The sequence below is a fragment of the Polyangiaceae bacterium genome, from assembly GCA_015075635.1.
Classification (GTDB): Bacteria; Myxococcota_A; Polyangia; order Polyangiales; family Polyangiaceae; genus JADJKB01.
On the sequence record JABTUA010000003.1, the window covers coordinates 625,659 to 652,042 of the forward strand.

General features: G+C 70.2%; 22 protein-coding genes. 13 read left to right on the plus strand and 9 right to left on the minus strand.

Annotated features, from left to right (window positions below; genetic code table 11):
- The first annotated feature begins 5 nt into the window (after positions 1 to 5).
- On the plus strand, positions 6 to 1,319 hold the full coding sequence (locus tag HS104_33510; GenBank protein MBE7484872.1) for a lipopolysaccharide biosynthesis protein: 1,314 nt from the start codon (positions 6 to 8) through the stop codon (positions 1,317 to 1,319).
- 34 nt (positions 1,320 to 1,353) lie between these two features.
- Entirely contained in the window at positions 1,354 to 1,743 is a 390-nt protein-coding gene (locus HS104_33515; protein MBE7484873.1) for a rhodanese-like domain-containing protein, read from the plus strand.
- Between the two features lie 7 nt (positions 1,744 to 1,750).
- On the opposite strand, the gene HS104_33520 is transcribed toward HS104_33515, so the two are convergent.
- From HS104_33520 to HS104_33535, 4 genes are all read right to left on the minus strand, one after another.
- Positions 1,751 to 3,271 carry a serine/threonine protein kinase gene (locus HS104_33520; protein MBE7484874.1) on the minus strand — a complete coding sequence of 507 codons (1,521 nt, stop codon included), beginning with the start codon at positions 3,269 to 3,271 and terminating at the stop codon, positions 1,751 to 1,753.
- 41 nt (positions 3,272 to 3,312) lie between these two features.
- Complete coding sequence (locus tag HS104_33525; protein ID MBE7484875.1) at positions 3,313 to 4,188, minus strand: hypothetical protein; 876 nt, start codon at positions 4,186 to 4,188, stop codon at positions 3,313 to 3,315.
- Positions 4,189 to 4,295: 107 nt separating this feature from the next.
- Positions 4,296 to 5,750: an RtcB family protein gene (locus tag HS104_33530; protein MBE7484876.1), complete on the minus strand. Its 1,455-nt coding sequence runs from the start codon at positions 5,748 to 5,750 to the stop codon at positions 4,296 to 4,298.
- 8 nt (positions 5,751 to 5,758) lie between these two features.
- A complete protein-coding gene (locus tag HS104_33535; GenBank protein MBE7484877.1) occupies positions 5,759 to 6,199 on the minus strand; it encodes an archease in 441 nt (146 codons plus the stop codon).
- Between HS104_33535 and HS104_33540 the strand changes: the two genes are divergently transcribed.
- From HS104_33540 to HS104_33580, 9 genes are all read left to right on the plus strand, one after another.
- Positions 6,198 to 7,076: a phosphatidate cytidylyltransferase gene (locus tag HS104_33540; protein ID MBE7484878.1), complete on the plus strand. Its 879-nt coding sequence runs from the start codon at positions 6,198 to 6,200 to the stop codon at positions 7,074 to 7,076. The genes HS104_33535 and HS104_33540 overlap by 2 nt on opposite strands.
- Positions 7,077 to 7,196: 120 nt before the next feature.
- A complete protein-coding gene (locus HS104_33545) occupies positions 7,197 to 8,558 on the plus strand; it encodes a Glu/Leu/Phe/Val dehydrogenase (GenBank protein ID MBE7484879.1) in 1,362 nt (453 codons plus the stop codon).
- Positions 8,559 to 8,773: 215 nt separating this feature from the next.
- Positions 8,774 to 9,631: a hypothetical protein gene (locus tag HS104_33550; GenBank protein ID MBE7484880.1), complete on the plus strand. Its 858-nt coding sequence runs from the start codon at positions 8,774 to 8,776 to the stop codon at positions 9,629 to 9,631.
- A gap of 74 nt (positions 9,632 to 9,705) precedes the next feature.
- Positions 9,706 to 10,671 (plus strand): hypothetical protein, encoded by a 966-nt coding sequence (locus HS104_33555; protein MBE7484881.1) that lies wholly within the window; start codon positions 9,706 to 9,708, stop codon positions 10,669 to 10,671.
- A gap of 42 nt (positions 10,672 to 10,713) precedes the next feature.
- Positions 10,714 to 12,231, plus strand: a complete 1,518-nt coding sequence (locus HS104_33560; GenBank protein MBE7484882.1) for a hypothetical protein — start codon at positions 10,714 to 10,716, stop codon at positions 12,229 to 12,231.
- On the plus strand, positions 12,228 to 13,616 hold the full coding sequence (locus tag HS104_33565) for a cytochrome c family protein (protein ID MBE7484883.1): 1,389 nt from the start codon (positions 12,228 to 12,230) through the stop codon (positions 13,614 to 13,616). Before HS104_33560 ends, HS104_33565 begins: the two co-directional genes overlap by 4 nt.
- A 138-nt stretch (positions 13,617 to 13,754) precedes the next feature.
- Positions 13,755 to 14,009 carry a hypothetical protein gene (locus tag HS104_33570; protein ID MBE7484884.1) on the plus strand — a complete coding sequence of 85 codons (255 nt, stop codon included), beginning with the start codon at positions 13,755 to 13,757 and terminating at the stop codon, positions 14,007 to 14,009.
- An 86-nt stretch (positions 14,010 to 14,095) separates the two neighbouring features.
- Complete coding sequence (locus HS104_33575; GenBank protein MBE7484885.1) at positions 14,096 to 15,034, plus strand: hypothetical protein; 939 nt, start codon at positions 14,096 to 14,098, stop codon at positions 15,032 to 15,034.
- 28 nt (positions 15,035 to 15,062) lie between these two features.
- Positions 15,063 to 16,640 (plus strand): HAMP domain-containing protein, encoded by a 1,578-nt coding sequence (locus HS104_33580; protein MBE7484886.1) that lies wholly within the window; start codon positions 15,063 to 15,065, stop codon positions 16,638 to 16,640.
- A gap of 3 nt (positions 16,641 to 16,643) precedes the next feature.
- Here the strand turns inward: HS104_33580 and HS104_33585 are convergent, their stop codons facing one another.
- A complete protein-coding gene (locus tag HS104_33585) occupies positions 16,644 to 17,027 on the minus strand; it encodes a hypothetical protein (GenBank protein ID MBE7484887.1) in 384 nt (127 codons plus the stop codon).
- A gap of 30 nt (positions 17,028 to 17,057) precedes the next feature.
- Positions 17,058 to 19,094: a PAS domain S-box protein gene (locus HS104_33590; protein ID MBE7484888.1), complete on the minus strand. Its 2,037-nt coding sequence runs from the start codon at positions 19,092 to 19,094 to the stop codon at positions 17,058 to 17,060.
- 82 nt (positions 19,095 to 19,176) lie between these two features.
- On the opposite strand from HS104_33590, the gene HS104_33595 reads away from it, so the two are divergent.
- Positions 19,177 to 19,860, plus strand: a complete 684-nt coding sequence (locus tag HS104_33595; GenBank protein MBE7484889.1) for a sigma-70 family RNA polymerase sigma factor — start codon at positions 19,177 to 19,179, stop codon at positions 19,858 to 19,860.
- A 1-nt stretch (position 19,861) separates the two neighbouring features.
- On the opposite strand, the gene HS104_33600 is transcribed toward HS104_33595, so the two are convergent.
- Positions 19,862 to 21,382 (minus strand): pyroglutamyl-peptidase I, encoded by a 1,521-nt coding sequence (locus HS104_33600; protein ID MBE7484890.1) that lies wholly within the window; start codon positions 21,380 to 21,382, stop codon positions 19,862 to 19,864.
- Between the two features lie 44 nt (positions 21,383 to 21,426).
- On the opposite strand from HS104_33600, the gene HS104_33605 reads away from it, so the two are divergent.
- Positions 21,427 to 22,644 (plus strand): DUF839 domain-containing protein, encoded by a 1,218-nt coding sequence (locus tag HS104_33605; GenBank protein ID MBE7484891.1) that lies wholly within the window; start codon positions 21,427 to 21,429, stop codon positions 22,642 to 22,644.
- A gap of 36 nt (positions 22,645 to 22,680) precedes the next feature.
- Here HS104_33605 and xdhB read toward each other — a convergent pair whose 3' ends face one another.
- On the minus strand, positions 22,681 to 24,999 hold the full coding sequence (gene xdhB / locus HS104_33610; GenBank protein MBE7484892.1) for a xanthine dehydrogenase molybdopterin binding subunit: 2,319 nt from the start codon (positions 24,997 to 24,999) through the stop codon (positions 22,681 to 22,683).
- On the minus strand, positions 24,996 to 26,378 hold the full coding sequence (locus HS104_33615) for an FAD binding domain-containing protein (GenBank protein ID MBE7484893.1): 1,383 nt from the start codon (positions 26,376 to 26,378) through the stop codon (positions 24,996 to 24,998). Before HS104_33615 ends, xdhB begins: the two co-directional genes overlap by 4 nt.
- Positions 26,379 to 26,384: the final 6 nt, after the last annotated feature.

A 26,384-nucleotide genomic window follows, 5' to 3' on the forward strand; every position in this document is an offset into this window, starting at 1 on the left:
GCGGCATGAACGAAGGCCGGGTCGGGCGCGCGCTGGTCACCGGGGCCGTCTGGGTCACCCTGGCGGAGGTGCTGGCGGGCCTGGGCGCGCTCGCGACCAACGTGGTGGGCGCGCGCGTGCTCTCGCCGGCCGACTTCGGCCTGATGGGCATCGTGGGCCTCGCCATCGCGGTGCTGGAGGCGCTGACCACCAGCGGGTTCACGCAGGCGCTGGTGCAGAAGGACGAGCAGGTCGAGCCGCTGCTCGACGTCGCCTGGACCTGGCACGTGCTCCGGGGTCTGGGTATCGCGCTGATCTTGTGCGCGGCGGCGCCGCTGGTCGCGCGCTTCTACGCGGAGCCCCGGCTGACCTTGCTCCTGATGGTCTCGTCGCTGGCCATCGTGCTCGGCGGCCTCTCGAACATCGGCACCGTGTTCTTCGACCGGAAGCTCGATTTCCGCACCCAGTTCCTGATCAAGTTGGGGCAGACGGCGCTCGCCCTGGCGGTCTACCTGCCGGTGGTGCTGGTGCTGCGGAACGTCTGGGCGCTGGCCATCGCCTACGTGGGCGGGAGCCTGGCGAACCTGATCATCTCCTACGTGGCGCAGCCGTACCGCCCACGGTTCTCCTGGGACGCGCGGAAGCTCCGCGCTCTGATGCGCTTCGGGCGCTGGATCACCGGCATGACCATCGTCGGCTTCGTGATCCTGAAGGGCGACGATCTGTTCGTCAGCAAGTACCTCGGTCTGACGGCGCTGGGTTACTACCAGATGGCGTACCTGGTGGCGATGCTGCCCGCGACCCAGGTCACGCACGTGATCTCGCGGGTGAGCTTCCCGGCCTACGCGCGGCTCCAGCACGACAGGGCCGAGCTCGCCCGGGCCTTCCTGAAGGTGACGCGCACCACGCTCTTGCTCGGCGCGCTGGCCACGGCGGTGATCTGGGTGCTGACGCCGCTGTTCGTTGCGCATGTGATCGGCGACAAGTGGCAGAGCATCGTCCCGCTGGTGCGCGTCCTGGTCTGGGCGGGACTGGTGCGCTGCTTCGCGGCGCTGGCGGGCCCCGTGTTCCAGGGGCTCGGCCGCCCGGATCTGGATCTGAAGATGAACCTGCCGCGCTTGATCGTGACCGTCGCGCTGATCTGGCCGGCCTGCGCGCGCTTCGGCCTGGAAGGCGCGGCCTGGGTGGTGCTCGTCGCCATCTGCACCACGTTGCCCACCTGGTTCTGGGGGATCCGTGCGCTGACCGGCGTGGGTCCCCTCAGGGTCCTCCGGGAGGTGGCGCTCGCGGCCGCAGCGGGCGGCGCGTTCGGCGGGGCGCTCTGGCTCTCCGTTCGTTGACGGACGCGGGAATGTGTATCAAGAACTGCCCACCATGCGCGTCGTCGTGCTCTTTGCGTTCTTGACCTCCGCCTCCTTGCTCGGCTGCGAGGCCGCCGACGCGGCGCCCTCCGGCGGCTCGGCGGCTGCCCCGGCGCCGACCCTGGGCGGGCGCGTGGACGGCGCGCGGGCCAAGCAGCTCGTCGCGGAGGGCGCGACCTTGCTCGACGTGCGCAGCCCCGGGGAGTTCGCGGAGGGGCACGCGCCCGGCGCGAAGAACGTCCCGGTCGGCGAGGTCGGCGCGCGGCTCGCCGAGCTCGACAAGTCGAGGCCGGTGGTCACCTACTGCGCGGTCGGCGCGCGCTCGCGCCAGGCGGCGGCGGTGCTCCGGGAGAGCGGCTTCACCGTCTGGGACATGGGCTCGCTCGGCGCTTGGCCGAGGTGAGCGTCCGCTACCGGCACGCGTCGATCTGCGGGCCGCACTCCCGGACGTAGCAGGTCTTGCAGGTCTCGTTTCTGGCGAAGGGGCCGACGCAGTCCGACTCGCACCTCGTGAACGAGCACGAGTTGTGGACCACCAGCTTGCCCGCCTCGGCGGGTGACACCTCGTGGCTCTCCCGGCACACGCACTCCTGGTCGTTGACCCGACACTTGCTCTGGAGATCCGCGACGTCCCGGCAGCTGCGGCTGCCGGCGGGTCTCTTGCCGCAGTAGCCCTGGATGAAGCAGCTGCCGATGGCGGTGCAATCGGCGCCCTTGACGCACTCACGGGTGGGCGGCGAGGCCTCGCACCAGGCAGTGCACTTGTCCACGTCGTACACGGCGCCGCAGGCGTTGATGCGCTTGCACGCGGAAGCGCAGGCGCCCAGCTCGGCCGCGGCGCCAGAGGCGTCGCTCTGAAGCGCCCTCGAGAGCCAGAACGCCAGCCCTGCGGCGATCGGCACGACGACGAGCAGCGCCAGGCCTCCGGCGGCGAGGAGCGCGGCTTTGCCGGCAGCTGGAGGGGCCGGGGTGCCCGTCGCCGTCGCCGTCGAGGTGACCGTGACGGCGGGGCCGGCGGTCATGGTCGGCGGAACCGGGTGGTAGGGCGCGGAGTCCTGGCTGACGACGCCGGTGTGATAGCGCAGCACCAGCGGCGGAATGCTGGCGATCGCGGCGGCCATCTCGCCCGCCGAGGTGAAGCGGGCGTTCGGGTCCGCCGCCAGCGCGCAGGCCAGGCACGCGGCGAGCGCCGGCGGCACCTCCGCCAGTCGCTCCTCGAGCGGGCGCGGCGGCGACGACAGCGTGAGCAAGAGCATGTCCCCCGGCGACTCGGCGAAGTAGGGCAGCTGCCCCGTCACCATCTGGTAGAAGATCACGCCGACCGCCCAGAGATCCGTGCGGTGATCGACGCGCTTGGCGTTGCGGAGCTGCTCCGGCGACATGTAGTGGAGCGTGCCCATGCTCGTCCCGGTCGCCGTCTGGCTCTGGCTCTCGAGCTCACCCAGCGACTTGGCGATGCCGAAATCGAGCAGCTTCACCTGGCCGGACGGGGCGGTGAGGAAGACGTTCTCCGGCTTCAAATCGCGGTGGATGAACCCCGCGGCGTGGGCCGCACCGAGCGCGCCGAGGATCTCGAGGCAGATGCGCCGGATGTGCTCGAAGGGCATGGGCCCGCGCCGCATCGCTGCTGCGAGCGGCTCCCCCTCGAGCAGCTCCATGGCGAAATACGGCTCCCCGTTCTGGGCCGTGCCCGCGTCGAGCACCCGCACGATGCCCGGGTGTCCGATGGCCGCGGGTGCGCGGGCTTCGGCCAGGAACCGCGTCGCGAGATCCCGGCGGAGCGCGAGGTGGGTGTGCAACATCTTCAGCGCGACGCGCTCGCCGGTGAAGCGGTGGCGCGCGCGCATCACGACGCCCATTCCGCCCTCGCCGAGCAGATCCTCGACCTCGTAGCGGTCCCCGACGATGACACCCGGGCGGAGCCAGGTCATTGCCGGTCGAGACTACGCGAAAAACCGCGTGCGTGGCTCCGTCAGTTCACCGTCTGCGAGCCCGAGATGCTCAGGTCGCCGCTGCCCTTCTCGTTGCCGCCCGAGTCCAGGATCGTGATGGGCCCCTTCAGGTCGAGCGCGACGATCCAGGCGCCCTCTGGCGTGAGGTCGATGTTGCCCTTGAGCTTCGCCCGCAGCCGGATGCTGCCGAGCTTCTGCGTGAAGGTCAGCGAGGAGTCGAACGACGCGCGCTCGCCGGTGGCCGACTTCAGGATGAACTCGACGCCGTCGATGGTGATGTTGCCGTCGTCCTTGACCCCCAGCATCTTGATGACGGAGTCCGACGCGGGCACGAGCTTCTCGCCCAGCTTGATCGGGCGATCGGGCAGGAACTCCGAGTCGGCGTTCTTCTCGAACACTTGCCCGAACTCCTCCTTCAGCAGCTTCATCTGCGAGCTGGCGACCTTGGAGCCGTTCGAATCGAGGGCCGAGAGACTGCCGTCGTCCGCGCGGGTCACCACGTACTTCGACCCTGCCAAGGGGCTCACCGTCTTCTTCTCCGCGGCCGTTCCCTCTTGTTCGGTTGCGTAGAGCTCGGTCACGTCGACCTCGGCCTTCCAGATCCGGAACTGATCCGAGCCCTGGACAGCGACGCTCGCGGTGGCGGCCGCCTCGCTTCGATGCACCTTGCCGCTCAGCGTGAACTTCGCGGAGGAGCGGCGCGTGTACTTCATCTTCGCTCCCACCTTGGGGACGAGCTTGCGGAACGTGACGTCGCTCGACGTCGGGGCCACGGGAGCGACGGTCGGGAGGCCTCCTCCCTGTTGCTCCGTCGACTCGCTCTTGCCGGCGCCCTTGCAGGCGAGGAGAGCCGCGAGACAAACGACGAACGGTGCGGTCCGGTGCGCGATGAGCATGGCGCATGATACACACCACGGCGGGCATTCCCAGATCGGAAGGAACACCTGCGGCCTGGCCGCACCCGGCCGCAGGCGCGTTGGCGAGCCACCCATGGCGCGCAACCTCACCCCTTGATCACCCCCAGCGGTACCAGCTTCGCCACCTTCCGCGACACGCCCGCGCCGTCGATCACGTCGACCACGTCCTCGACGTCTTTGTAGGCCTCGCTCATCTCCTCGCCGAGCGTGCGATAACCGCGGGCCATCACCTCGATGCCCCGGGCCGAGAGCTCCTTCTCGATGCGGCGGCCGCGCGCCTTCTTCAGCGCGGCGGTGCGGGAGAGCAGGCGCCCCGCGCCGTGACAGCTCGAGCCGAAGGTGGCCGTCATGGCGCCGGCGTTGCCGGCCAGCACGAACGAGTAGCGCCCCATGTCCCCGGGGATCAGCACCGGCTGCCCGACCTCGCGGTAGGCCTCCGGCACCCGCGGGTCGCCGGGACCGAAGGCCCGCGTCGCGCCCTTGCGGTGTACGAGCACGCGTCGCGCGTCGCCTTCGACCAGGTGCTCCTCGAACTTCGCGATGTTGTGGCAGACGTCGTAGAGCAAGCGCGCGCCGAGCGAGTCCGGGGCGACGTGCAGCGCGTCCGCCACGGCCCGGAGCGCGAGGCCGGTCATCACCTGGCGGTTCGCCCAGGCGAAGTTCGCGGCGGCCTGCATCGCGCCGAGGTAGCGGCGGCCGACGTCCGAGTCGATGGGCGCGCAGGCGAGCTGGCGATCCGGCAGGGCGGCGTAGTCGGCGCCGTATTGGGCGTAGCTCCGGGACAGCTCGTGCAGGGTCTCGTCGCAGGTCTGGTGGCCGAGCCCGCGGGAGCCGGAGTGGATCATCAGCGTGATCTCGCCCTTGCGAAGCTCGAACGCCGCTGCCGCTTCGGCATCGTAGATCTCGTCCACCCGCTGCACCTCCAGGAAGTGGTTGCCGCTGCCCAGCGTGCCGACCTGATCGGCGCCGCGTGCCAGGGCGCGCGCGCTCACGGCGTCCGGAGCCGCGCCGCGCAAGCACCCGCCCTCCTCGGTGTGGGCGGCGTCGTCGCTGCCGGCGCGGTAGCCGTGGGAAATCGCCCAGCCCGCGCCCTTGGCCATCAGCTCGCGCAGCTCGTGCTCGGAGAGCGTCGGGATGGCGTGGCTCGAGCCGACGCCGGTGGGAATGGCGGCGAACAGCTTGGTCACGATGGCGTGGATGTGGGGGGTGACGTCGTCCGCGTGCAGGTGCGTAGTGATCACGCGACAGCCGCAGTTGATGTCGTAGCCCACGCCGCCGGGGCTGACCGCGCCGTGCTTCGCGTCCACCGCCGCCACACCGCCGATGGGGAAGCCGTAGCCCCAGTGGATGTCCGGCATGGCGAGGCTCCAGCCGACGATGCCCGGCAGGTGCGCGACGTTGACCACCTGCTCGAGCGCCTTGTCGGCGCGCACGTGCTCGAGCTGGCTCGGCGCCAGGTAGACCCGCCCCGGCACCTTCATGCGTCCCTCCCGGGGGATCTCCCAGAGGAACGGGCTCACCTGTCGCAGCTTGACGCTCATCGTCGTCCTCACACGTCGAACACCACCTCGGCGAGCCAGCCGCCGGCCTCCGCTTCGAAGCGCGCGGCGTGGAGCGTCACGGCCTTCAGCGCGAGGCCCTCGGCGTGGGCCTCCGGATCGTAGCGGCCGGCGCCGACGCGGACCCGCGCGCCGAGCTCTGGATCGAAGCACTCGACCTCGCAGCTCTCGGGCACGAGCCCCTCGGTGTCGAAGCGGTAGAGCAGCTCGCGCAGCACGTCGACCGCCATCGCCGCGTGGTCTCCCGCCTCGACGGTGATGGTCAGCTCGGAGCTCGCCGCCGCGGGCTCGCCGCCGGTCACCAGGTCGGCGTAGGCCAGGACCAGGCGCGCGAGCGCCTCTTCCTTGTTCTTGCCACGCACCGCCACCCCCGCGTCCGCGGTGTGGTCCAGCTCCTGGTAGGGGACCGGGCGGACAAAGCGCTCGGGCATGACGCGGCAGATCATACGCTTGGCAGGGCCGCGGTCCCCTGTTAACCGTCCGAGCCGCGTGGCGAAGAGCAACCTCACCGTACGCATCCTGACGGCCGTCGTGTTCGTGCCGTTCTTGCTGGCGCTGCTCTTCGTGGGCCCGGCCTGGGGATTCTACGCCCTGGTCGCGTTCGCCAGCGCGGTGGGAGCGAGCGAGCTCTTCGCGATGACGCACCCGGGAGACCGGGTCGCGCAGGGCATCGGGGTGGTGCTCACCCTGGCGGTGAGCGCCGCAGTCTATTTCTACACGAAGGACGCTCGAGTCTTGCTCGCGGTGTTCTTCGCGGTCCCCATCATCGGCGTGCTCCTGCCGCTCTGGCGCCTCGGTCAGATCGAGAGCGCGGGTCTGCGCGTGATGGCGAACGTCGCCGCGCCGTTCTACATCGGCGCGCTGTTCTGCACCATCGGCCTCTTGCGCCGCGATCTGGGCGACGAGGGCCCGCGCTGGGTGGTGATGACCCTGACCTTCGCCTGGCTCGCCGACACCGGCGGCTATTTTGCCGGACGGTTCTTCGGCAAGACCAAGCTCTACGAGAAGGTCAGCCCCAAGAAGACGCGGGAGGGCTTTTACGGCTCCCTGGGCGGGGCGTGTCTGGGGGCCACGGTCGCCAGCCTTTGGTACCTCCCGAGCATCCCGCTCCAACACTCCATACCGCTGGCGCTCTTCGCCGGGGCCCTGGGGCAGATGGGCGACCTCGTCGAGTCGCTGCTCAAGCGCTCCACCGGCATCAAGGACAGCGGCTGGATCGTTCCCGGCCACGGCGGCCTGCTCGATCGCGTGGACGCGCTCTTGATCGTCAGCCCCATCGTCTACCTCTACACGGTCTTCCGCGGCTGACGCAGCCTTTGCGCAGGGCCTGACGGTCGCCGTTGCTAACGCGCCGCGTTGTGGAAAAAAGGCTGACCGCGCCTCGCGGCCGTGCGCAAAATTCCGCGGCCTAGAGGAGCTTCTTCAAACATGAGCGCCACGCCATCTCAGCCTGCCATCAAAGACGCCGCACCTTCCTCCCGCCGTTTCGAGGACGAGACCTTGTCTTCGCCGTCGAACCTGCCACCCGGCCAGCAGCGCTACGAGTTCTTCCACGTCGTCCAGCGCTATCTGGACAAGGCCGCGAAGCTCATCAACCTACCGGATTACATCCACCAGATCCTGAGCCAGCCCAAGAACGAGATCATCTGCCACTTCCCGGTGAAGATGGACAACGGGCAAGTGCGGCTCTTCAAGGGCTACCGCATCCAGCACTCGAACATCCTCGGACCGTACAAGGGTGGCATGCGCTTTCACGAGAGCGCGAGCCTCGACGACTTCAAGGCGCTGGCCACCATCATGACCTGGAAGTGCTCGCTCATGGGCCTGCCCTTCGGCGGGGGCAAGGGCGGCATCAAGTTCAACCCGCGCACCGTGAGCCGCAACGAGCTGCAGCGCATCACTCGCCGCTTCTTCCACGCGCTCGGCAGCAACATCGGCCCGGACTACGACATCCCGGCGCCGGACATGGGGACCGGCGCGCAGACCATGGCCTGGGCCATGGACACGTACATGAACACGGTCGGCATGGTGCAGAAGCAAGCCGTGCTCGGCGTGGTCACCGGCAAGCCCATCCACAGCGGCGGCACCGTGGGCCGGGAGAAGGCCACGGGGCAGGGCGTCGTCTACACCATCGTGGATTGGGCGCGGCGCAACCAGTTCGAGCTCGAGGGCAAGAAGCTGATCGTGCAGGGCTTCGGTAACGTGGGCTCGCACACCGCCGTGATCCTGAGCCACCTGGGCGTCTCCCTGGCCGCCGTCGGCGACCACACCGGGTACCTGTACAACCCGGAGGGCTTCAACGCGCACCGGCTCCAGAAGTACGTCGAGGAGAAGGGTAGCATCGCCGGTTACCCGAACGGCAAGCAGATCACCCGCGAGGAGTTCTTCTCGCTCCAGGCCGACATCTTCGTGCCCGCGGCGCTGGAGAACCAGATCGGCGTCGCCGAGGCCGAGGCGCTCAACGTCCGGCTGATCGCCGAGGGCGCGAACGGACCCTGCAACCCGGACGGCGAAGCAGTGCTCCTGAAGCGCGGCATCGACATCTTGCCGGATGTGCTCGCGAACGCCGGCGGCGTGACCGTCAGCTACTACGAGTGGGTGCAGAACCGCCGCAGCGAGTCCTGGGATCTGGCGGAGGTCGATCGCCGGCTGAAGGAGGCGATGGAGCAGGCATACAGCCGCATGATCCACGCCGCGCGCCAGTACCAGACGGATTACCGCACGGCCTGCTACTGCGTCGCGCTCGAGCGCCTGCAGCGCGTGTACGAGGAGCGCGAGCTCTTCCCGTAGGCTTCGCCGCCCCCCTCGCGGGGATCGCAACCTGGTCGTCGAGGCCCTGTGGGGCGGGGAGCTGGTCTGACACCCGGAACAGGTCACACTCCCGGGGCGTTCGCCGAGGCCCCGAAGTGACTCGCGCCTTCCTGCTTCTATCCATCGTCCTCTCGGCCTGCGCGTCCGAGCCCCCGGCTCCCGCGGAGCGTCCACCGCCAAGAAAGGTGGCGAAAATGGCCGCGCCCCGCGGGGTCGTCCCGCCAGCGGCGCCCAGCGCCGCGGCGCCTCCTCCGGCGGCGCCGAGCTACGACCTGGCGGACGACCTCGAGGCCAAGCGCGCCATCGCCCGCGAGGAGCTCGGTCCGAAGACCGAGAGCGAGCTGGTCGAAGGCGTCTTCCTGGTCGCCGCGCCCACGGGCAAGAAGGCCCTGGCGGGTGCCATCGACGTCACCCGGCGCGCGCTCGCAGCCTACTTCAACGGTCGCTTCCAAAAACGTCCCGAGCGCGCCATCAGCGTGTACCTGTTCCCCGACGCGGCGCGCTACGACGCGTTCTGCAAGAAGCGCTGGGGCGCGAAGTGCGACTCGCCCTACGGCTTCTACCTGGCGAGCGAGCGCAAGATCGTCATGAACGTGGGCCCGGGCATCGGGACCCTGACCCACGAGCTGGTCCACCCGCTGGTCGAGGCCGACTTCCCCGGCGCGCCGGACTGGATCAACGAGGGTATCGCGTCGCTCTTCGAGCAGTTCCACCTGCCCAAGCCCGGCGAGATCCGCGGCAGCAAGAACTGGCGCCACCCGCGCCTGATGGCCGCGCTGGGCTCGCCGAGAGAGCGCGAGCACGCCAGCCTGCCAGCCCTGTTCGCGATGAGCGACGAAGAGTTCCGCGGAAAGCGCGAGGATCTGAACTACGCCACGGCGCGCTATCTGTGCCAGTGGCTCGACGAGCGCGGTTTGCTCTGGAGGTTCTACCAGCGCTGGCGCGACGGATTCGCCAGCGATCCGACCGGCGAGAAGGCGTTCGTCGAGGTCACCGGTGAGACGCCGGCGGCGGCGAACGCCAAGTGGGCGCGCTGGGTGCGCGGGCTGTGACTCGACCTTTGCCGTCTCGCAGTCGACTCCGAGCCAGAGCGGCGATCCGCGGGTGAAGCTGCTATGTTTCGTGCATGTTGCCCGCCCCGCCGCCCGACTTCCGCCTGGTCGGTGTCGAGCCGGGACCCAGCATCGGTCGCGCGCGGGGCATCAAGCTGGGCGTCGGGCTCTCCGTGTTCGTGGTCGGGGTGCTCGCCGCGTGGCGACTCGACTGGGTGACCGTCGCCTTCTCGCTGCTGATCTCCGCCTCGGCGGTGCTGATCGCGCACCGGTCCTTGGGGCCCGTGCTCGAGAGTGACAGGCTGAGCGAGGCCCGCATGTCCATCGTGCCTTGGGGCGTGCTGGTGCACGCCGAGCCCGAGCCACGCGTGCTGCGCTGGGCCGCGGTGCGCGAGCTCCACGTGGACTGCATTCACGAGATGGACAACGCCACACCCTCGACGCGCTGGAGCGTGGTGAAGATCCGCACCGAGCGCGAGACCCTGGGCGGGCGCGCGCCGGGTGACGTCGCGCTGGAGCGGCTGGAGGCGAACGTCGAGCGCTACGCCGAGGAGGCGGCGCGTCCGGTGGCGCTCGACCTCGATGGCGCGACCGGGGCCGAGGAGCTGTTCGAGCCGGTCTTCGAGCGGCTGCTGTCGGAAGCCCGCTGGCTGCTCAGCACCGGTGAGCTGGAGGAGCGCCTCGCGCTCGCCCCGAGGAGCTACCGTCACGCCGGCAGCGAGCCTTGCCCCGAGACGCGGGGCGCGCTGGCCGAGGTGCTCGAACGCGGCCTGGATAGCCCTGCGGATCCCCGCCCGCTCGCCGCGTTGCTCGCGGCGGAGCTCGGGGAGCGATCGCTGCTCGGTCTGGTCTTGCCCCTCACGGCGTCGCCGCACCCGGTGGTCGCGGCGGTGGCGCGCGCCGCGGCGCTCAGGCTCGGTGGCGACATCAAGCGCATCGGCGCCTTGGACGAGCTCAGCGACTTCGTTTCCGCCGCGGACCTCGGGCAGCTGCGGCTCTGGGCGGGCGGGCAGCGCGCGCCGCTCGCCGCTGCGAGTTGACACCGGTCAATTTGCTCGACGATGCTCGGGGCTCGCTCCCCCATGAGACTCCGTCGCGCGAGCCTGTTCGTTTCGACCGCGCTGACGCTGCCGCTCGTGAGCGAGCACGCGCTCGGCTACGAGGCGGAGGTCGCCGCCACGACGGACGCGCAGTTCTACACCCTGCGCTCTCCCTGGGGTGAGCCGGTGGTCCGGCGCCGCCGCTACACTCAGTCGCTGGCGCTCCACGTCTACGACCTCCAAGGCGACTTCGTTCCGTTCGGACCCCAGCTCACCTTCAAGGCACGCCTGCGCCTGGACGCCGACTTCGCCAAGGAGGACTACGAGCGCGATCCCAACCAGCCGGGCACGTTCGTGCCGGGGCTGGAGCAAGCGCCGGTGGACGTGATGTACGCCTACCTCGAGGGGCGGAATTACCTGGGCGGCTGGGTGGGCTTCCGCGCGGGGCGCCAGTACGTGACCGACTCGCTCGGCTGGTGGTCGTTCGACGGCGGGCTCGTGCGCCTGACCACGCCGGCCTACTTCCAGGTGGAGGTGTACGCCGGCTTCGAACAGCGCGGAGGGCTTCCGGTGATGCTCGGCACCGAGCGTTACTCGGGCGACGGCGTCTACCGCGGCAACCGCGACGAGCTCGATCTGAACCAGAACCCGTATTTCCTCCGCGAGTCCCAGCTCGCTCCCGCCTACGGCGTAGCCGTGGAGTCGAGCGGCGTTCATTGGGCGCACGGGCGACTCTCGTACCGCAAGGTGATCAACCGCGATCGCGTGGTGGTCTCACCGTTCGCCGACACGGGGCAGGGCTTTCGGCGCGTGGGCGGCGACCGCGTCTCCAGCGAGCGCGTCGGCTACTCGCTGCGTCTGAGCGACCCGGGGCTGGGCGCGGTCCGCGGCAGCATCGTCTACGACCTGTACAGTCAGGTGACGAGCGAGCGAGCGCTCGCCCTGGACTGGTACACCACGCCCGAATTCACGCTCGGCGCCGACTACGACTACTACTACCCGACCTTCGACGGCGACTCGATCTGGAACTGGTTCACCCACAGCGGGATGACCACGCTGCTCGGCCGCACGGAGTGGCGCCCGTCGCGCCGCTTCGACGTCGCGCTGAGCGGCGGCGCGAAGATGTTCGAGACCGAAGGTGACAGCGGCAGCTACGGGACCGTCGAGCAGACCGGCGCCGATCCGGATCGCAGCGAGACCGGGCGGCTCACCGACGCGCTCGCGAACGTCGCGGGGCGCTATCGCTGGTCGGACGGCAGCGTGGGGCTGCGCGGCATGACGGAGACGGGGCGCCGCGGCCACCGCCTGGGCGGCGACGTGACCGGGACCCAGGACTTCGAGCACGGCCTCTACGACACGCTCGCCATCGTCTCGCTCTACGACTGGGAAGACGACCTCAGGCCCTCGCGCTCCGCGACCAGCTTCTCCTACGTGCTCGGCGGTGGTGTCAGGCCCTTCGACGAGACGCGCTTCGGTGTGGAGTGGGAGCACAGTGTGAACCGCCTGGTCGGGCAGCGATATCGCGTGCTCGCCACCCTCGACCTCTCGGTGCTGAAATGAGAGCGCCGCTCTTGCTCCTCTTGGTGGTGTGCGCGCTGGCCCTCGGGCTCGGGCTCCGCGCGGATCGTGCCTGGGCGGACGCGAAGACCACGGCAACCGTGGCCGCGGCGAGCAAGGCCGGGCCGGTGGTGCACGGCCTGGCGCCCCTGCCGGGGGACGCGCCGGTCCCGCTCGCGGATCGCCCGCCCGGCGCCTACGCCGGCGATGGCGGTCCGAGCCCGGTGATCTTCCCGCCGCAGCAGCTGACCATCCGTTTCAACCACAAGAAGCACGTCAAGGAGCTCGGGCTCAGCTGCACCACCTGCCACGACAAGGCCAAGACGAGCAAGGAGAGCCGCGACTCGCTCCTGCCCAAGCCCACGCGCTGCGACGCCTGCCACGGCAGCGACCATCGAGACCTGTCCGCGGTGACGACCGACGACGACGCGTTGATCAGCCAGTGCGGCTTCTGCCACGTCGGCTACAAGGCGACGGACGGCAACCGCGTGGCGCGGATGGTGATGCCGCGCCCCAATCTGCGGATGAACCACGCCGTGCACGCCAGCCGCAACATCGCCTGCGCGCAGTGTCACGGCGCGGTCGAGAACATCGAGCTCGCCACCCGAGACCAGCTGCCGCGCATGAAGGGCTGCTTCGCGTGCCACCAGATGCCGGGTCCGGCGCGCGGGCAGGCCAAAGGCGACTGCGTAAACTGCCACCTGACCGAGCGGGGCGGGATGATGAAGACCAAGTTCGCCTCGGGGATCTTGAAGCCACCGCAGTGGTTGCACGACTCGGGTCACGGCGCCGACTGGATCGAGCGGCACAAGCAGGTGGCGGGCAACGACAGCCAGACGTGCGCGACCTGCCACTCGGAGCGCTTCTGCACCGACTGCCACGACGGCCGGGTGCGCCCGCGAAAGGTGCACCCGAACGACTGGATCAGCATGCACCCCACGGCGGCGCGCCAGAACAACCCGAGCTGCACGAGCTGCCACCGCCAGCAGACCTTCTGCGTCGGCTGCCACCAGCGGGCGGGGGTCACGATGAGCGGGCCCTTCGCGAACTTCGCAGGGCGCGGCCGCTTCCACCCGCCGGCCGCGGTCTGGTCCGATCCCCCGCGCTCCTCCCGGCACCACTCCTGGGAGGCGCAGCGCAACATCAACGCCTGCGTCAGCTGCCACACCGAGCGGGACTGCGCGACCTGCCACGCCACGAGCGCGATGGGCGGGCGCGGCTGGGGCCCGGGCAAGGCGGGCGTCGGCGACAGCGGCTTCGGCGGCCAGGGGGTCAACCCGCACCCCAGGAACTTCCGCGATCGCTGCGCGGGGGCGCTGCGCCGGAACGCGCGACCTTGTTTGGTCTGCCACGATCCGGCCGACCAGAAGCTCATGGAGTGCCGCTGATGTCCCGGATCCGCACGCCAGAGCCGCGAAATTTCGCAGACCGGCCCTCAATCCGCTTGCCGGACCTCGACCGTGGGGGGTATAGCGAGACTCCGCCGGCGCCCCGGGTGCTGGCCCCCCTTTCGCAGGAGGCCCCGAGTGAAGGAGCTCGTCCGCTATCTCTTGGAAAACATGTACTTGGACTTTCAGGGGGACATCTCCGTCGAGAAGGTCCGGGAGTTCCTGCGCGAGGACGACAGCCGCGAGTCGCGGGCCCTGCTCTCCAAGATCATCGAGGAGAAGGGCATCGACGACCTGCTCATCACCCTGGCCGACTGCCTGAAGGAGCACATCCGGACTGGCGTCAGCGAGTCCACGGTGCGCGAGCAGCTTCAGATGTACTCCGACAGCTGAGCCGAGCGGCCGCCCTGGCCCTCGCCGCCGCGGGTTGCGATCAGGGCAGCCCGGAGCAGGACCCGTCGGCGGGGCCGCCGCTGCACGTGGTCGCGACCCACCCGTCGCCCGGGGCGGGCACCGAGTGCGGCCTGAACAGCCCGGACGACTGCGGCGTGCCGCGGGACACCACCCTCGAGCTGCGCTTCGACCGCTACCTCTTGCCGGTGACGGCGGTGCGCCAGTCGATCACCGTCTACAGCGGCAACGAAGAGCTCAGCCTGTTCGCGCAGCCCGAGTACGACCTGGTGGAGCGCGTGCTGGTCTTCAAGCTGCCGACGCTCGAGCCGGGGGCGCGATACACGGTGGAGCTCCTGGTCCCGAAGACCGAGGTCGACCTCGGCTTCCGTGCCTTCGACCAAGCGCCGCTCGAAGAGGCGGACATCCCGCTGAGCTTCGACTTCCGCACGCAGAAGCTCGAGCCGCCGCCGCCGGATCCGAACGCCCCGCCGCCGTACATTCCGCCGTACAACACCACCTGCAAGCTCCTCGACGCGCTCTACTACGGCGACGACCCGAAGAAGTACGCGGGCTGCGCCACCGTCGGCTGCCACAGCGGCACGACCGCACGCATGGGTCTGCGGTTCGACACCGCTACCGGGCTCGTGCAGACCGCCTTGGGCCGCGTGGCGCACCAGACCGAGAGCGGAGCCAAGACCGGCGTACCGCTCGAGCACCCGCCGCGCCTGGGCGTGAACATGCCCATCATCGATCGCGGGCGCCCCGAGAACAGCTACCTGATGTACAAGCTCCTGCGAAATCCCCGCAATTTCTCGGGCGAACCTGGGGTTGGCTGCACGACCATCCACAAGGTCCCGCTGCCCGCCGGCGTGTGCCCGGAGCCGAGCGCTGCCGAGTCGGCGCGCCTCCACGACTACTTCGTGCGCGGTCTGCCCATGCCCTACAACGAGTCATCGGCGGATCTGCGCGGGATCCAGGCCTGGATCCGTGACACGACCATCGCGGCGGAGTGCGCGACCGAGTGACCCGGAGCTTGGTGTAGGCTTCGCGACCATGACGGACGCGGCGGCCCCGTTGGCAGCCCGGCCGACGGTGCTGACGCCCGCCGCCCGCGAGCGCCGCCGCATGCCGCGGCTCGCGCTCTGGGTGTGGCTCGGCGCCATCGCCGTGAGCATCCCCAACCCGAAGAGCAGCGGCACGATCGACGGCCTGTGCAAGCTCGCGGCGATCATCGCCGCCTGCGGGCTCGCGGCTTGGCTCGAGGAGCGCCTCTTCACGCGCTTCGTCGGCCGCTCGGCGGTCTGGCGCGTGAGCGTCGCGCTGCTCGCGCCGCTGCTCTTTCTCGGCTGCGCCCCACTGTTCGGGGTCCTGCTCGGCCTCCTGAGCTTCGTCGGTGACGACGGAACCACCGGCCTCTCGGCGACGCTCGCCTGCCTGTGGGCCGCGAGCGCCGCCACCGGCACGCTGGTCGTCGTGCTGATCGACGTGGTGGTCAGCGCGCTGGTGCAGAGCCTGCGCGGCAGGATCCAGCTGGCGGTGCTCTCGCTGGTCGGCGTCGCGGCGGCGGGGGCCGCGGGGCTGGCGTTGGTCGTGGGCAACACGGGCGAGGCCATCCGCTTCTTGAGCCAGCGCACCAACCTGGCGTTGGATCTGGGCGAGGAAGGCAAGTTCAGCGGTGAGAGCCTGGCCCAGGTGATGAACAAGCCGGAGGTGGTCCAGCTCGTCTCCATCCTGCTCGTGACGGCCTTCGCGCTGATGGCGTTCCCCGCGGTGCTCTCCGCCTGCGGCAAGCTCGCCGACGCGGTGATGGAGCGCCTGCACCCGCTGAGCCAGGCCTTCGGCTACCTGGGTCGCGGCGATCTGTCGGTGCGCGTGGAGGAGGGCGGCAGCCGGGACTTCCGCGCGCTCTCCCAGTCGTTCAACCAGATGGTCGGCGAGCTCGCGCTGTCGCGCAGCATGGAGCGCGCGTTCGGCCAATACGTTAGCGGCCAGGTGCTCGGCCGCATCCGGGAGCAATACGGCGAGGCGACTCTGCCGGCCGAGCTGCGCGAGGCCAGCGTGTTCTTCGCCGACGTGCGCGGCTTCACCAGCATGAGCGAGCGGCTCGAGCCGAGCCAGGTGCTGGGCGTCCTGAACCGCTACTTCGAGCGCGTCGTCGCCGTGATCGACGCCCACGAGGGCTACCTGGACAAGTTCATCGGCGACGCCGTCGTCGTCGTGTTCAACGGCCCCATCGACCAGCCGGACCACGCGGAGCGCGCCGCCCGCTGCGCCATCGCCGTGCAAGAAGAGGTCGCGCGCCTGAACGCCGAAGGCGCGTTCCCCGAGGTCGGCTCGCTCGCCGTCGGCGTCGGCGTCAGCACCGGACCCCTCGTGGCCGGCAACCTCGGCAGCAAGCAGCACATGGAGTACACGGTGATCGGCGACACCGTGAACCTGGCCGCGCGCCTCACGGGTCAGGCGCCGGCGGGTGAAGTCTGGGTCAACGCGCGGAACGCCGAGTTGCTCCCGCCCGAGCTGCCGAGGCAGGTGCTGGCGCCCTTCAGCGTGAAGGGCAAGACCCAGCCGGTCACGGCGTATCGCGTCTGGCCGCCCCCTGGAGCGAGCCTGCCGCCGCCGGCGGCGGAGTGAGGCTCACTGATCGGGCGGGATACCGTAAGGAGGTGCGATGTTGCCGGCGATGCCGCCGGTGTTCTGTCCGGCGCTCCCGCCGGAGCCGGCGCCGCCATCGGTACCGCCGGCGCCCGCGCTGCCGCCACCGCTACTCGATCCGCCGCTGCTCTGCCCACCGGCGCCACCGCTGCCGCCGCCGTCGTCATCGCTGCCGCAACCGACCCCGGTCACGCCCGCGGCCAACGCGGCGCCGAACGCCAGGATCGCGGCGCGGCTCAGGCGCCGCGACGGCAAGGCCGGGCTCGGCGTCGCGGAAAGGTCGAGCGCGGCGGAGCAGAACGGACACTCGGTTTCGGCGATGCGGACGTGGCGCGCGCACGCCGGGCAAGGAGCTAGCTGAGACACTGGGCGATGCTATCAGAGATCCGTCGTGACTCAATCGGCGCCGCCGAGTTGCTCGGTCAGCGCCTGATCCAGCTGCTCGAGCGTGTATGGTTTACGAAGCGCCGCGCAGAAGCCGTGCGAGCGGAACGAGCTGATGGCAGCGTCTTCCGAGTAGCCGCTCGAGACGATGGCCTTCACCGCCGGGTCCAGTGCCCGCATCCGCGCGACGGCCTCGACGCCGCCCATGCCGCCCCGCACCGTGAGATCGAGAATCACCACGTCGAAGGGTCGTCCCTCCGCGCGGGCGATGCGGTGGCGCTCCACCGCTTGGGCACCATCGGCGACTGCGTCCACCGAGAGACCGCGCCGCTCCAGCAGCGCCACCGTGACGTTGCGCACCATCGGATCGTCGTCCATCACCAAGACGCGTCCGGTGCGCGACGGCTGGAACGACTGCGTCGCCGCGGGAGCGTCGAGCTCGACCGTGCTCGCTGGCAGGAAGATCGTGAAGACGCTGCCTCGTCCGACCTCCGAGCGCACGCTGATGGCGCCGCCGTGGTTTCTCACCACCGAGTACGCAGTCGCCAGACCCAGCCCACTGCCCCGCTGCTTGGTCGTGAAGTACGGGTCGAAGATGCGCGGCAAGAGCGCGTCGGGAATGCCGATGCCCGTGTCGCTGACCTCGAGCGCCACGTAGCTCCCCGCCGGCAGGTCGGGTGAGCCTGCGGCCGGCAGCTGCGCCAGCCGCGCCGAAACGCGGATGGTGCCGCCCTCCGGCATGGATTGCGCGGCGTTGATGACGATGTTCTGCACCACCTGCTCGAGCTGTCCTTCGTCGGCCTCGACGGCGGGCAGCTCCGGCGGAAAATCGAAGCGACAGGCCACCGGGGAGCCGGCCAGGGCGAACTTCGAAGCGCGCTCCGCCATGGGCAGAACCGCGACGACCCTCTTCATCGGTCTACCCCCGCGGGAGAACGTGAGCAGTTGACTGGTGAGCCGCGTCGCCATCTTCAGCGCCTGCTCGGAGTCGTCGAGCGCGGCGCGGGCCTCGGCGAGATCGCGGGCGGTCCTGGCGCTGGCGATGAAGCCGAAAATGCCCTGCAGAAGGTTGTTGAAGTCGTGTGCGATGCCGCCAGCGAGGGCGCCCAGCGCCTCGAGTTTCTGCGCCTTGAGCCGCTCGGCTTCGGTGAGCCTGCGCTCGGTCAGGTCCGTGAACAAGGCCAGCACGCACGGGCGCCCGTCGAGCTCGATGCCCGCGCCGCGCAGGTAGACCTCGACCACCGAGCCGTCCTTGCGGAGCATGGGGAAGGTCGCTTCGGTCTTCGTGCCGGACGCCTGGCGCGCGAAGGCGGCGGCGACATCAGCCCTCGCCTCCGCAGGGTGCAGGTCGGGGACTCGCAGGGTCAGCAGCTCCTCCGGAGAGTAGCCCAGTAGCCGGCAGCTCTCTGGGTTTGCATAACGCACCTGCTGCGTCTCGACGTCTCCCACCAAGATGCCTTCCAGCGCGCGCTCGACGATGGTTCGGAAGCGCTCCTCGGACACTTTCAGGGCCTGCTCCGACCGTCGGCGCTCGGAGATGTCGACCGCGATGCAGAGGAAGAGCTGCTCCTCCGGTGGTCCACACGGAGTGAAGCGCACCTCCATCAGGAACGGTTCCCCGTTCTTCCTTCGGGACTGCCACTCGAACGTGTGGCTGCCATGCTTCAGCGCCTGCACGATGTTTTGCTGCACCAGCTCCAGCGACGGGGTGCCGCAGGGCTGGAGCTCGGGCGCGAAGTCCAGCGGGGTCTTGCCCAGCATTTCCTCGCGTCGCTCCACGCCGAACAGCTTCAGCGTCGCGGGGTTGCAGTCGATGCAGGCGGGGCCGCGCATGAGCAACACGGCGGGTCCCATGGTCTCGAACAGCGCGCGGTAGCGAGCCTCCGCGGCGTCTCGAGCGCTGCCTTCGATCGTGCTCATGCCGTCTCGGACCCGCCGCCTTCTAACCCCTGGCACCGGGACGCGCCAGCGCCCCAGCGCCGCGCAGGGAAGACTCCGGTCCGGGTGGCGTATCGCGTGTGTCGGACCCGCCGCCTGAGGCGCGCGCACCCCAGCGGGAAGTGGGGTTGAGGCATCCGCGCCACAGGCGAAACGTAGGAAATTCTCGGATCTTCGCGCACTCGGGGCTGGCATGTCGGTTGCTGTGGGCGCCGGCACGACCATGCAGACTCAGACCGTATCGAGCCCTTCCTTCCGCGCCCCCAAGAAGCCCGCCTTGGCCGCCGAGCTGAACCAAGAGGCCGCCTTCGTGGCGCGCCTGGTCGCCGACGACGCCGGCGCCTGGCGCGAGTTCAACGTCGTCTACGCGGCGTCCCTGCACCGCGCCATCGGGAGGATCCTCTCGCGCTTCAGCGCGGTGACGGGATCGGACGACGTGCGGGAGGTGTACGCCAAGCTCTGCCTCGCGCTCATCGCCCGCGACAAGCAGAAGCTCCGGAGCTTCGACCCGACGCGCGGCGCGCGGCTCGGGAGCTGGCTGACCCGTATGGCGATGCAGGCCACCTACGATCACCTGCGCCGCATCAAGCGCAGCCCCGTGGACGTGCGCGTCGAGCCCTTCGAGACGGTGTGCGAGCGCCCCGACCCGCACCAGGAGCTGTGGGAGCGCGAGCGCGCGAGCATCGTCGCCAGCGTGGTGAGCGCCCTCTCGGCTCGCGAGCGCGAGTTCTTCGCGCTCTACTTCGGCCAAGATCTGGCGCCGGAGGTCATCGCGGAGCGCATGGGCATCAGCGTCGCCACCGTCTACACCAAGAAGCACAAGCTGGAGCGGCGGCTCGCCGAGCTGGTGGAGCAGCGGGCGATCGCGGCGGCGTGAGTCAGAGCAAGGATTTCTGCTTGGCCACGGCCGCCTTCACCGCGGCGGCCACGACCTTCGCGAGCATCGCCTGCTCGGTCGCGTCCACGGTGTGGATGTACGGCATGTGGACGAAACCGGAGACACGGGGCTGGCCCGCCGACTCGGTCATGATGCGGTAGAAGAGGTTGTTGCAGACGAAGCGCCCGGGATCGTCGGAGTAGCCCACGCCGATGCCGGCCTGCTCGAGCGCCGCGTGGATTTCCTCCTTGGGCAAGCCGGTGCCGAGCTCCGCGGGGCCGCCGGCCTCGATGGGCTCGCCGCCGGGGATGTGGCCGCGGTTGTCCGGGAAGCCGCCGGCGAGCTCGGCGGAGTCCTTGCTGTTATAGGCGGTGGTCTCCAGATCCACCTCGGAGCGGCCCTGCCCGAAGCCGATCACGACGTCCGGCTTGCAGCGCTCGATGGCGCTCTTCACGATGCCCGGCGCGGTGTCGAACTCCACGGGCAAGGTCAGCTTCATCACGGAGATCCCCGGCACGCCGGCCGGGTCGAAGCCCGAGACGCCGCGCTCGGAGCTGTTGTCGTGGGTCGCCGTCGCGGGGAAGGGCTCGAAGCCCGTGAGCAGCACCCGCGTGGTGCCGGGCGTGAAGGTGCAGGGCGGCTCCTCGGCGTAGAGGCTGATGCGCGCCGCCGCCTTCTTCCAGTTGCCGTCGAGCAGCGCGAAGCCGAGGCGGCTCGGCAGCGGGCAGGCCTCGACCAGCGCGTCCGCCGCGAAGCGGAAGACGCTGCGGAACTCGGTGTCCTCGCGCGTCGCTGCTTGGACGGCGCCGGCCATCTCGACGCCGTTGCAGGACGCGGTCAGCTCGAAGCCCGACGGTGGGTCGAGCGCTTCGACCTCGATCTGCGAGCCGGGGCTGAAGACGCCGGAAGGGGTGACCAGCAGGTTCTGGGTCGAGCGGAACAGCTCGACGTAGTCCACCCGCGCGCTGACCGCGCCGCTCCAGCTGACCTCGAAGTCCACCGGACCGCTCTCGGCGTGGGAGAAGCGCAATGGGACGTTGGTGTAGGTCAGCTTGGTGGAAAACGCCGCCCAAGGGATGGTCTTCTCCTGCAGCGTGGTCCCGTCGGGGCGCTTGGCCCTGAGCGTGAGCACGGGCGTCGTGCAGTCGGCGCCGGCGCAGGTCTCGTAGGCCAGAGCGCGCACGTTGAGCGTGAAGCCCCCCAGGCCGATGGTCTTCGAACTGCCGCTGCACACCTTGCCCGCCGCGTGACTGCCCGCCAGAAAGCCTTGCCCCTCCGCCTCCAGCGCGCCGGTGGCGGGCTTGCACTCGTCCTCCGCCTGCCAGACCTGCGCGTCGAGCGGATGGCCGAGCCCGTCGTACTTGCCGTCCATGAAGTCGCGGAACAGCCCGTCCGGCAGCGAGTCGCGGGGCACCGCGGCCGCCGGAGGCTCGGAGTCCGAGCCCGGGTCGTCGCTGCTGCAGCCCGCCGCTCCGGACAGGAGCGCGGCGGCGAGGAAGAGCTTCGGGCTCCGGGCCAGCATCGGAAGACATTGTCGCGGAGCCGGTCCCATCGCACAATCCCGCGATGCAGGATGCTCCCGATCGGCCCACGCGCCGCTTGATCTTGAAGGGCGGCTTCGCAGGCCTCGCCGCGCTGATGCTCGAGCCCCTGACCGGGTGCAGCTCCGAGGACTCGGCCGGCGGTTCCGGCGGCGGCGGCGGCAGCGGCGGGGGCCCGCCCCTCGGCTCGAACATCGCCCAGATCGGCCCGCTCGGAGACCCCGACGCTCTCGGCTTGCGCCTGCCGGCGGGGTTCTCGGCGCGGGTCGTGGCCCAGAGCGCAGAGGAGCCGATCTCCGGCAGCGGCTACCAGTGGCACAGCGCGCCGGACGGTGGCGCCACCTTCGCCATGCCCGACGGAGGCTGGGTCTACGTCTCGAACTCGGAGCTGCCGTTCGCGGGTGGCGTGGGAGCGCTGCGCTTCGACAAGAACGGCAAGCTCGTGGACGCCTACGCGATTCTGAAGAACACCAACGTCAACTGCTCGGGCGGCAAGACACCCTGGGGCACATGGCTCTCGTGCGAGGAGGTGCCGAAAGGGCGCGTCTTCGAGTGCGACCCGACCGGCAAGACCGAAGGCAAGGAGCTCCCCGCGCTCGGCGTGTTCAAGCACGAGGCCGCGGCCTACGAGCCCGAAAACCACCACATCTACCTGACCGAGGACGAGAAGGACGGCTGCTTCTATCGCTTCGTGCCGGACAAGCTGGTGAGCGGTCGCGCGGATCTCTCGGCGGGCAAGCTCGAGGTGGCGACGGTCGCGACGGACGGCGGCGTCACCTGGAGCGCGCTGCCGGATCCCACCTACGCCGGCGCGACGCCCACGCGGCAGCAGGTCGCGGGCGCGACGCTGTTCGACGGGGGTGAGGGCATCGTCCACTTCGAGGGCGTGATCTACTTCTCGACCAAGGGCGACGACCGCGTCTGGGCGTACCACGTCGCCACGGCGAAGCTCGACGTGTTCTACGACGCGGCGAAGATCACCGATCCCATATTGAAGGGCGTGGACGCGCTCACCGTCACGTGCTGCGGCGACATTCTGGTGGCGGAGGACGGCGACGACATGCAGGTCGTCGCCATCCTGCCGGACGGGAGCACCAAGCCGCTCGTGCAGGTGATGGGACACGACGGCTCGGAGGTCACGGGCCTGGCCTTCGATCCGAGCGGGAAGCGCCTCTACTTCAGCTCGCAGCGCGGGCCGGCGGGCGGCGTCACCTACGAGGTGACCGGCCCGTTCCATGTGTGAGGCGGGCCTGGCCTTCCGGGCACGCGGCGAAGCAGGTCACTCGGCTGCGCGTTCGAGCTTGGCGCGCGCGCGTTGCTTCTCGATGGCCCAGAACACGGCCTCCGGCGTGGCGGGCGAGGCGAGCTCCACGACGCCCGGACGGCCGTCGCCGAACGACGCGACGGCCTGGCGCAGCGCCTCGCGCACGCTGAGCGCGAGCATGAACGGCGGCTCGCCGACGGCCTTGCTGCCGTAGACGACGCTGGGCTCGGCGGCCCGCTCCAGCAGCTTCACCTCGAACACGGGCGGGCACTCGCCCAGGCCGGGGAGCTTGTAGGTCGAGGCGTTGGGCGTGGCCAGGCGTCCGTCAGGCGTCCAGCGGAGCTCCTCCAGCGTGAGCCAGCCCAGCCCCTGCATGAAACCGCCCTCGACCTGCCCTCGATCCACCAGCGGTGAGAGCGACTCGCCGACGTCGTGCAGGATGTCCACCCGCGCGATGGAGTACATGCCGGTGAAGCCATCGATCTCGACCTCGGTGACGGCGGCGCCGTAGGCGAAGTAGTGGAACGGCTTGCCGGTGCCGGTCGCCTTGTCGAAGCTGATGTCCGGCGTCCGGTAGTAGCCGGTGGTGAAGAGCGGCACCCGCGCCAGGTAGGCCTGGTGGGTGACGTGGCCGAAGGAGAGCGCGCGCTCCGGCGCGTGCTTCGCGAACACCTTGCCTTCGTCGAACACGACCTCCGCGGCGCTCACTCCGAGCTCGGCGGCGGCGACCTCGGCCAAGCGCTCGCGCAAGGTCTCGCAGGCTGCTTTGATGGCCGCGCCGTTCAGATCCGAGCCGCTCGACGCGGCGGTGGCGGACGTGTTCGGAACCTTGTCGGTCTGGGTCGGCATCAGGCGCACGCTCTCGATGGGAACGCCCAGCGTGTGCGCGGCGACCTGAAGCATCTTGGTGTGCAGGCCCTGACCCATCTCCGTGCCACCGTGGTTCACCTGCACGCTGCCGTCGGCGTAGATCAGCACCAGCGCGCCGCCCTGGTTGAAGAAGGCCGTCGTGAACGAGATGCCGAACTTCACCGGGGTGATTGCCAGACCGCGCTTCAGGTGCGGCGACTTGGCGTTGTGCTCGGCGACCTGGCGCCAGCGCTCCGAGAAGCCGCTCGACTCCGAGAGCTCCCGCCAGATCCGGGGCATCCGCTCGGGATCCTTGACCAGCTGCGCGTAGGGGGTGCGGTCTCCTTCTTGGTAGAAGTTCCGCTGTCGCACCAGGTGCGGCGGAAGGCCCAGCGTGCGCGCGATGCGATCGAGGATCTCCTCGATCATGATCATGCCCTGCGGCCCACCGAAGCCGCGGAAGGCCGTCATGCTGGTCTTGTTGGTGCGCACGGCGCGCCCCACGAGCTCGACGTCGGGGATGCGGTAGGCGTTGTCCGAGTGGAACAGCGCCCGGTAGAGGATGGGCTCCGAGAGATCGAGGCTCCAGCCGCCGTCGGCGAAGAGCTGCATGCGGAGCGCGAGCAGCTTGCCGCTGTCGTCGAAGCCGACCTCGAAGCGCCCCAGGAAGGGGTGGCGCTTGCCGGTCATGCTGGTGTCCTGCGCGCGGTTCAGCCGCACCCGCACAGGGCGCCCGGTGAGCTTGGCGCCCAGCGCAGCGACGGCGGCCCAGGTGTTGGCCTGCACCTCCTTGCCGCCGAAGGCGCCGCCCATGCGTAGGCTCTGCACCGTGACGTCGTTCTTGTGGACGCCGAGCACGCGCGCGACGATCTCCTGCGTTTCCGACGGATGCTGCGTGGAGGAGTGGACGAACACCCGCGCCTGCTCGTCGAGGTGCGCGAGGGCGCACTGGGTCTCCAGGTAGAAGTGCTCCTGCCCGCCGACGAAGAGCTCGCCCTCGAGCCGGCGCGGGGCACGGGCGAGCGCGCTCTTCGCGTCGCCCTGGGCGAGCCGGAGCTCGCCGGTCAAGAAGTCCCCGGCGCGGATGCCGTCCTCGATGCTCAGGATCGCGGGCAAGGGCTCGTAGCTCGGCTGGAGCGCTGCCGCCCCGAGCCGCGCCGCTTCCTCGCTCTCCCCGAGCACCCAGGCCACGGCCTGGCCGTGGAACATCACCTCGCTCGGGAAGAGCGGCTCGTCCGGTCGCGCAGCCCCGACCTGGTTTTCCCCGAGCACGTCCGCTGCCGTGAGCACCCGCACCACGCCGGGGACGCCCAGCGCCGGAGCCGTCTCGAGCGCAGTCACCCGCGCGTGGGCGTGCGGCGCGGTCACCGGCCAGGCGTGCAGCGCCGCCGGGAAGCGCCCGAGCAGATCGTCGGTGTACAGGGCCGCGCCGGTCACGTGACCGTGCGCGCTCTCGTGCGGGAGGGGTTTCCCGAGGGAGGTCACGGCGTGCTCCTCTCTGTGTCGAACCAGAGCTTCTCCAGCAGGCGCACCACCATGGTGGCGCGGTAGTCGGCGCTGCCGCGGTGGTCGCCGATGGGCTGGAACGCCTTGGCGAGCAGCGGTTGCACCTTGCTCACCAGGCCGAGGTCCCAGGTCTGACCGAGCATCGCCGCCTCGGCGTCCCGGGCCCGCGCCGGGGTCGCGGCGACGCCGCCGTAAGCCAGGCGCGCCGCGCTGATCTTTCGCGCGGCGTCGAGCCGCAACGAGAACCCGGCGGCCACCGTGCTGATGTCGTCGACCACGCGCTTGCTCACCTTGTAGAAGCGCTGCACCTCCGGCAAGGGTAGGGGGATGAGCACGGCGGTCAGGATCTCGTCGGGCCTGGCCAGGGTCTTGCGGTAGCCCGTGAAGAAGTCCGCCAGCGCCAAGCGTCGCGTCCCGCCCAGGCCCGCGAGCTCGACCTCGGCGTCGAGCGCCAAGAGGGCCGGAGCGCCGTCCCCGATGGGCGAGGCCGTCATCAGGTTCCCACCCAAGGTCGCGCGGTTCCGGATCAGGCGCGACGAGAACAGCGGGAAGAGCTGCTCGAGCATCGGCACCCGGCCGGCCACGTGGTGCTCCACCTCGCTGAGCGACAGCGCTGCGCCGATGCGGAGGTGGTCGCCGGCCTCCGCGAACCTGCGGAGCTCCGCGACGTTCTCCAGCGACAGCCACTTCTGCCAGCGCTTGTGGCGCTGGTTGACCTCGACCACGACGTCGGTGCCGCCGGCCACCAGCGTCGCGTCCGGGTGCTTCTCCTTCAGGCGCAGCGCCGCCTGCAAGCTGTCCGGGCGCAGGAAGGCGCCTTGCTCGAGCGAGCTCAGGGTGGGCGGGGCGAGCGCGAGCCGGCGCTTGAAGGCGTCGGCGTCGTCCGGGCGCCCCAGGTTCTCCGCGACCTCGCGGATCGGGCGGTAGCCGGTGCAACGGCACAGGTTGCCGCCGATCGCCTCGGGATCGTAGCCCGCGCGATCCGGCCGGTAGTACTCGGCGAACAGGCTGATCACGAAGCCCGGCGTGCAGTAGCCGCACTGGGAGCCGCCGCGCTCGACCAGCGCCTCTTGCACCGGGTGAAGCGCGTCGCCAGCTGCGACGCCTTCGACGCTGACGATCTCCTGATCGGCGCAGGAGCCGAGCAAGAGCAGACAGCCGTTCACCGGCTCGTAGCGCAGCTTGCCCGCTGCGTCGCGCCGCACCAGCGCCACGGCGCAGGCGCCGCACTCGCCCTCCGCGCAGCCTTCCTTGGTACCGGTGAGCCCGCGCTGCCGGAGGAAGGCGAGCAGCGTGGTGTTCGGATCGAGCTCGGAGACCTCGACGGGCTCTCCGTTCAGCGTGAAGCGAATCGCCATGGCGCT

Coding starts and splice junctions, on each gene's coding strand:
- HS104_33510 (MBE7484872.1), top strand. CDS start 6: ATGAACGAAGGCCGGGTCGGGCGCGCGCTGGTCACCGGGGCCGTCTGG.
- HS104_33515 (MBE7484873.1), top strand. CDS start 1,354: ATGCGCGTCGTCGTGCTCTTTGCGTTCTTGACCTCCGCCTCCTTGCTC.
- HS104_33520 (MBE7484874.1), bottom strand. CDS start 3,271: ATGACCTGGCTCCGCCCGGGTGTCATCGTCGGGGACCGCTACGAGGTC.
- HS104_33525 (MBE7484875.1), bottom strand. CDS start 4,188: ATGCTCATCGCGCACCGGACCGCACCGTTCGTCGTTTGTCTCGCGGCT.
- HS104_33530 (MBE7484876.1), bottom strand. CDS start 5,750: ATGAGCGTCAAGCTGCGACAGGTGAGCCCGTTCCTCTGGGAGATCCCC.
- HS104_33540 (MBE7484878.1), top strand. CDS start 6,198: ATGACGCGGCAGATCATACGCTTGGCAGGGCCGCGGTCCCCTGTTAAC.
- HS104_33535 (MBE7484877.1), bottom strand. CDS start 6,199: ATGCCCGAGCGCTTTGTCCGCCCGGTCCCCTACCAGGAGCTGGACCAC.
- HS104_33545 (MBE7484879.1), top strand. CDS start 7,197: ATGAGCGCCACGCCATCTCAGCCTGCCATCAAAGACGCCGCACCTTCC.
- HS104_33550 (MBE7484880.1), top strand. CDS start 8,774: ATGGCCGCGCCCCGCGGGGTCGTCCCGCCAGCGGCGCCCAGCGCCGCG.
- HS104_33555 (MBE7484881.1), top strand. CDS start 9,706: ATGTTGCCCGCCCCGCCGCCCGACTTCCGCCTGGTCGGTGTCGAGCCG.
- HS104_33560 (MBE7484882.1), top strand. CDS start 10,714: ATGAGACTCCGTCGCGCGAGCCTGTTCGTTTCGACCGCGCTGACGCTG.
- HS104_33565 (MBE7484883.1), top strand. CDS start 12,228: ATGAGAGCGCCGCTCTTGCTCCTCTTGGTGGTGTGCGCGCTGGCCCTC.
- HS104_33580 (MBE7484886.1), top strand. CDS start 15,063: ATGACGGACGCGGCGGCCCCGTTGGCAGCCCGGCCGACGGTGCTGACG.
- HS104_33595 (MBE7484889.1), top strand. CDS start 19,177: ATGTCGGTTGCTGTGGGCGCCGGCACGACCATGCAGACTCAGACCGTA.
- HS104_33600 (MBE7484890.1), bottom strand. CDS start 21,382: ATGCTGGCCCGGAGCCCGAAGCTCTTCCTCGCCGCCGCGCTCCTGTCC.
- HS104_33605 (MBE7484891.1), top strand. CDS start 21,427: ATGCAGGATGCTCCCGATCGGCCCACGCGCCGCTTGATCTTGAAGGGC.
- HS104_33615 (MBE7484893.1), bottom strand. CDS start 26,378: ATGGCGATTCGCTTCACGCTGAACGGAGAGCCCGTCGAGGTCTCCGAG.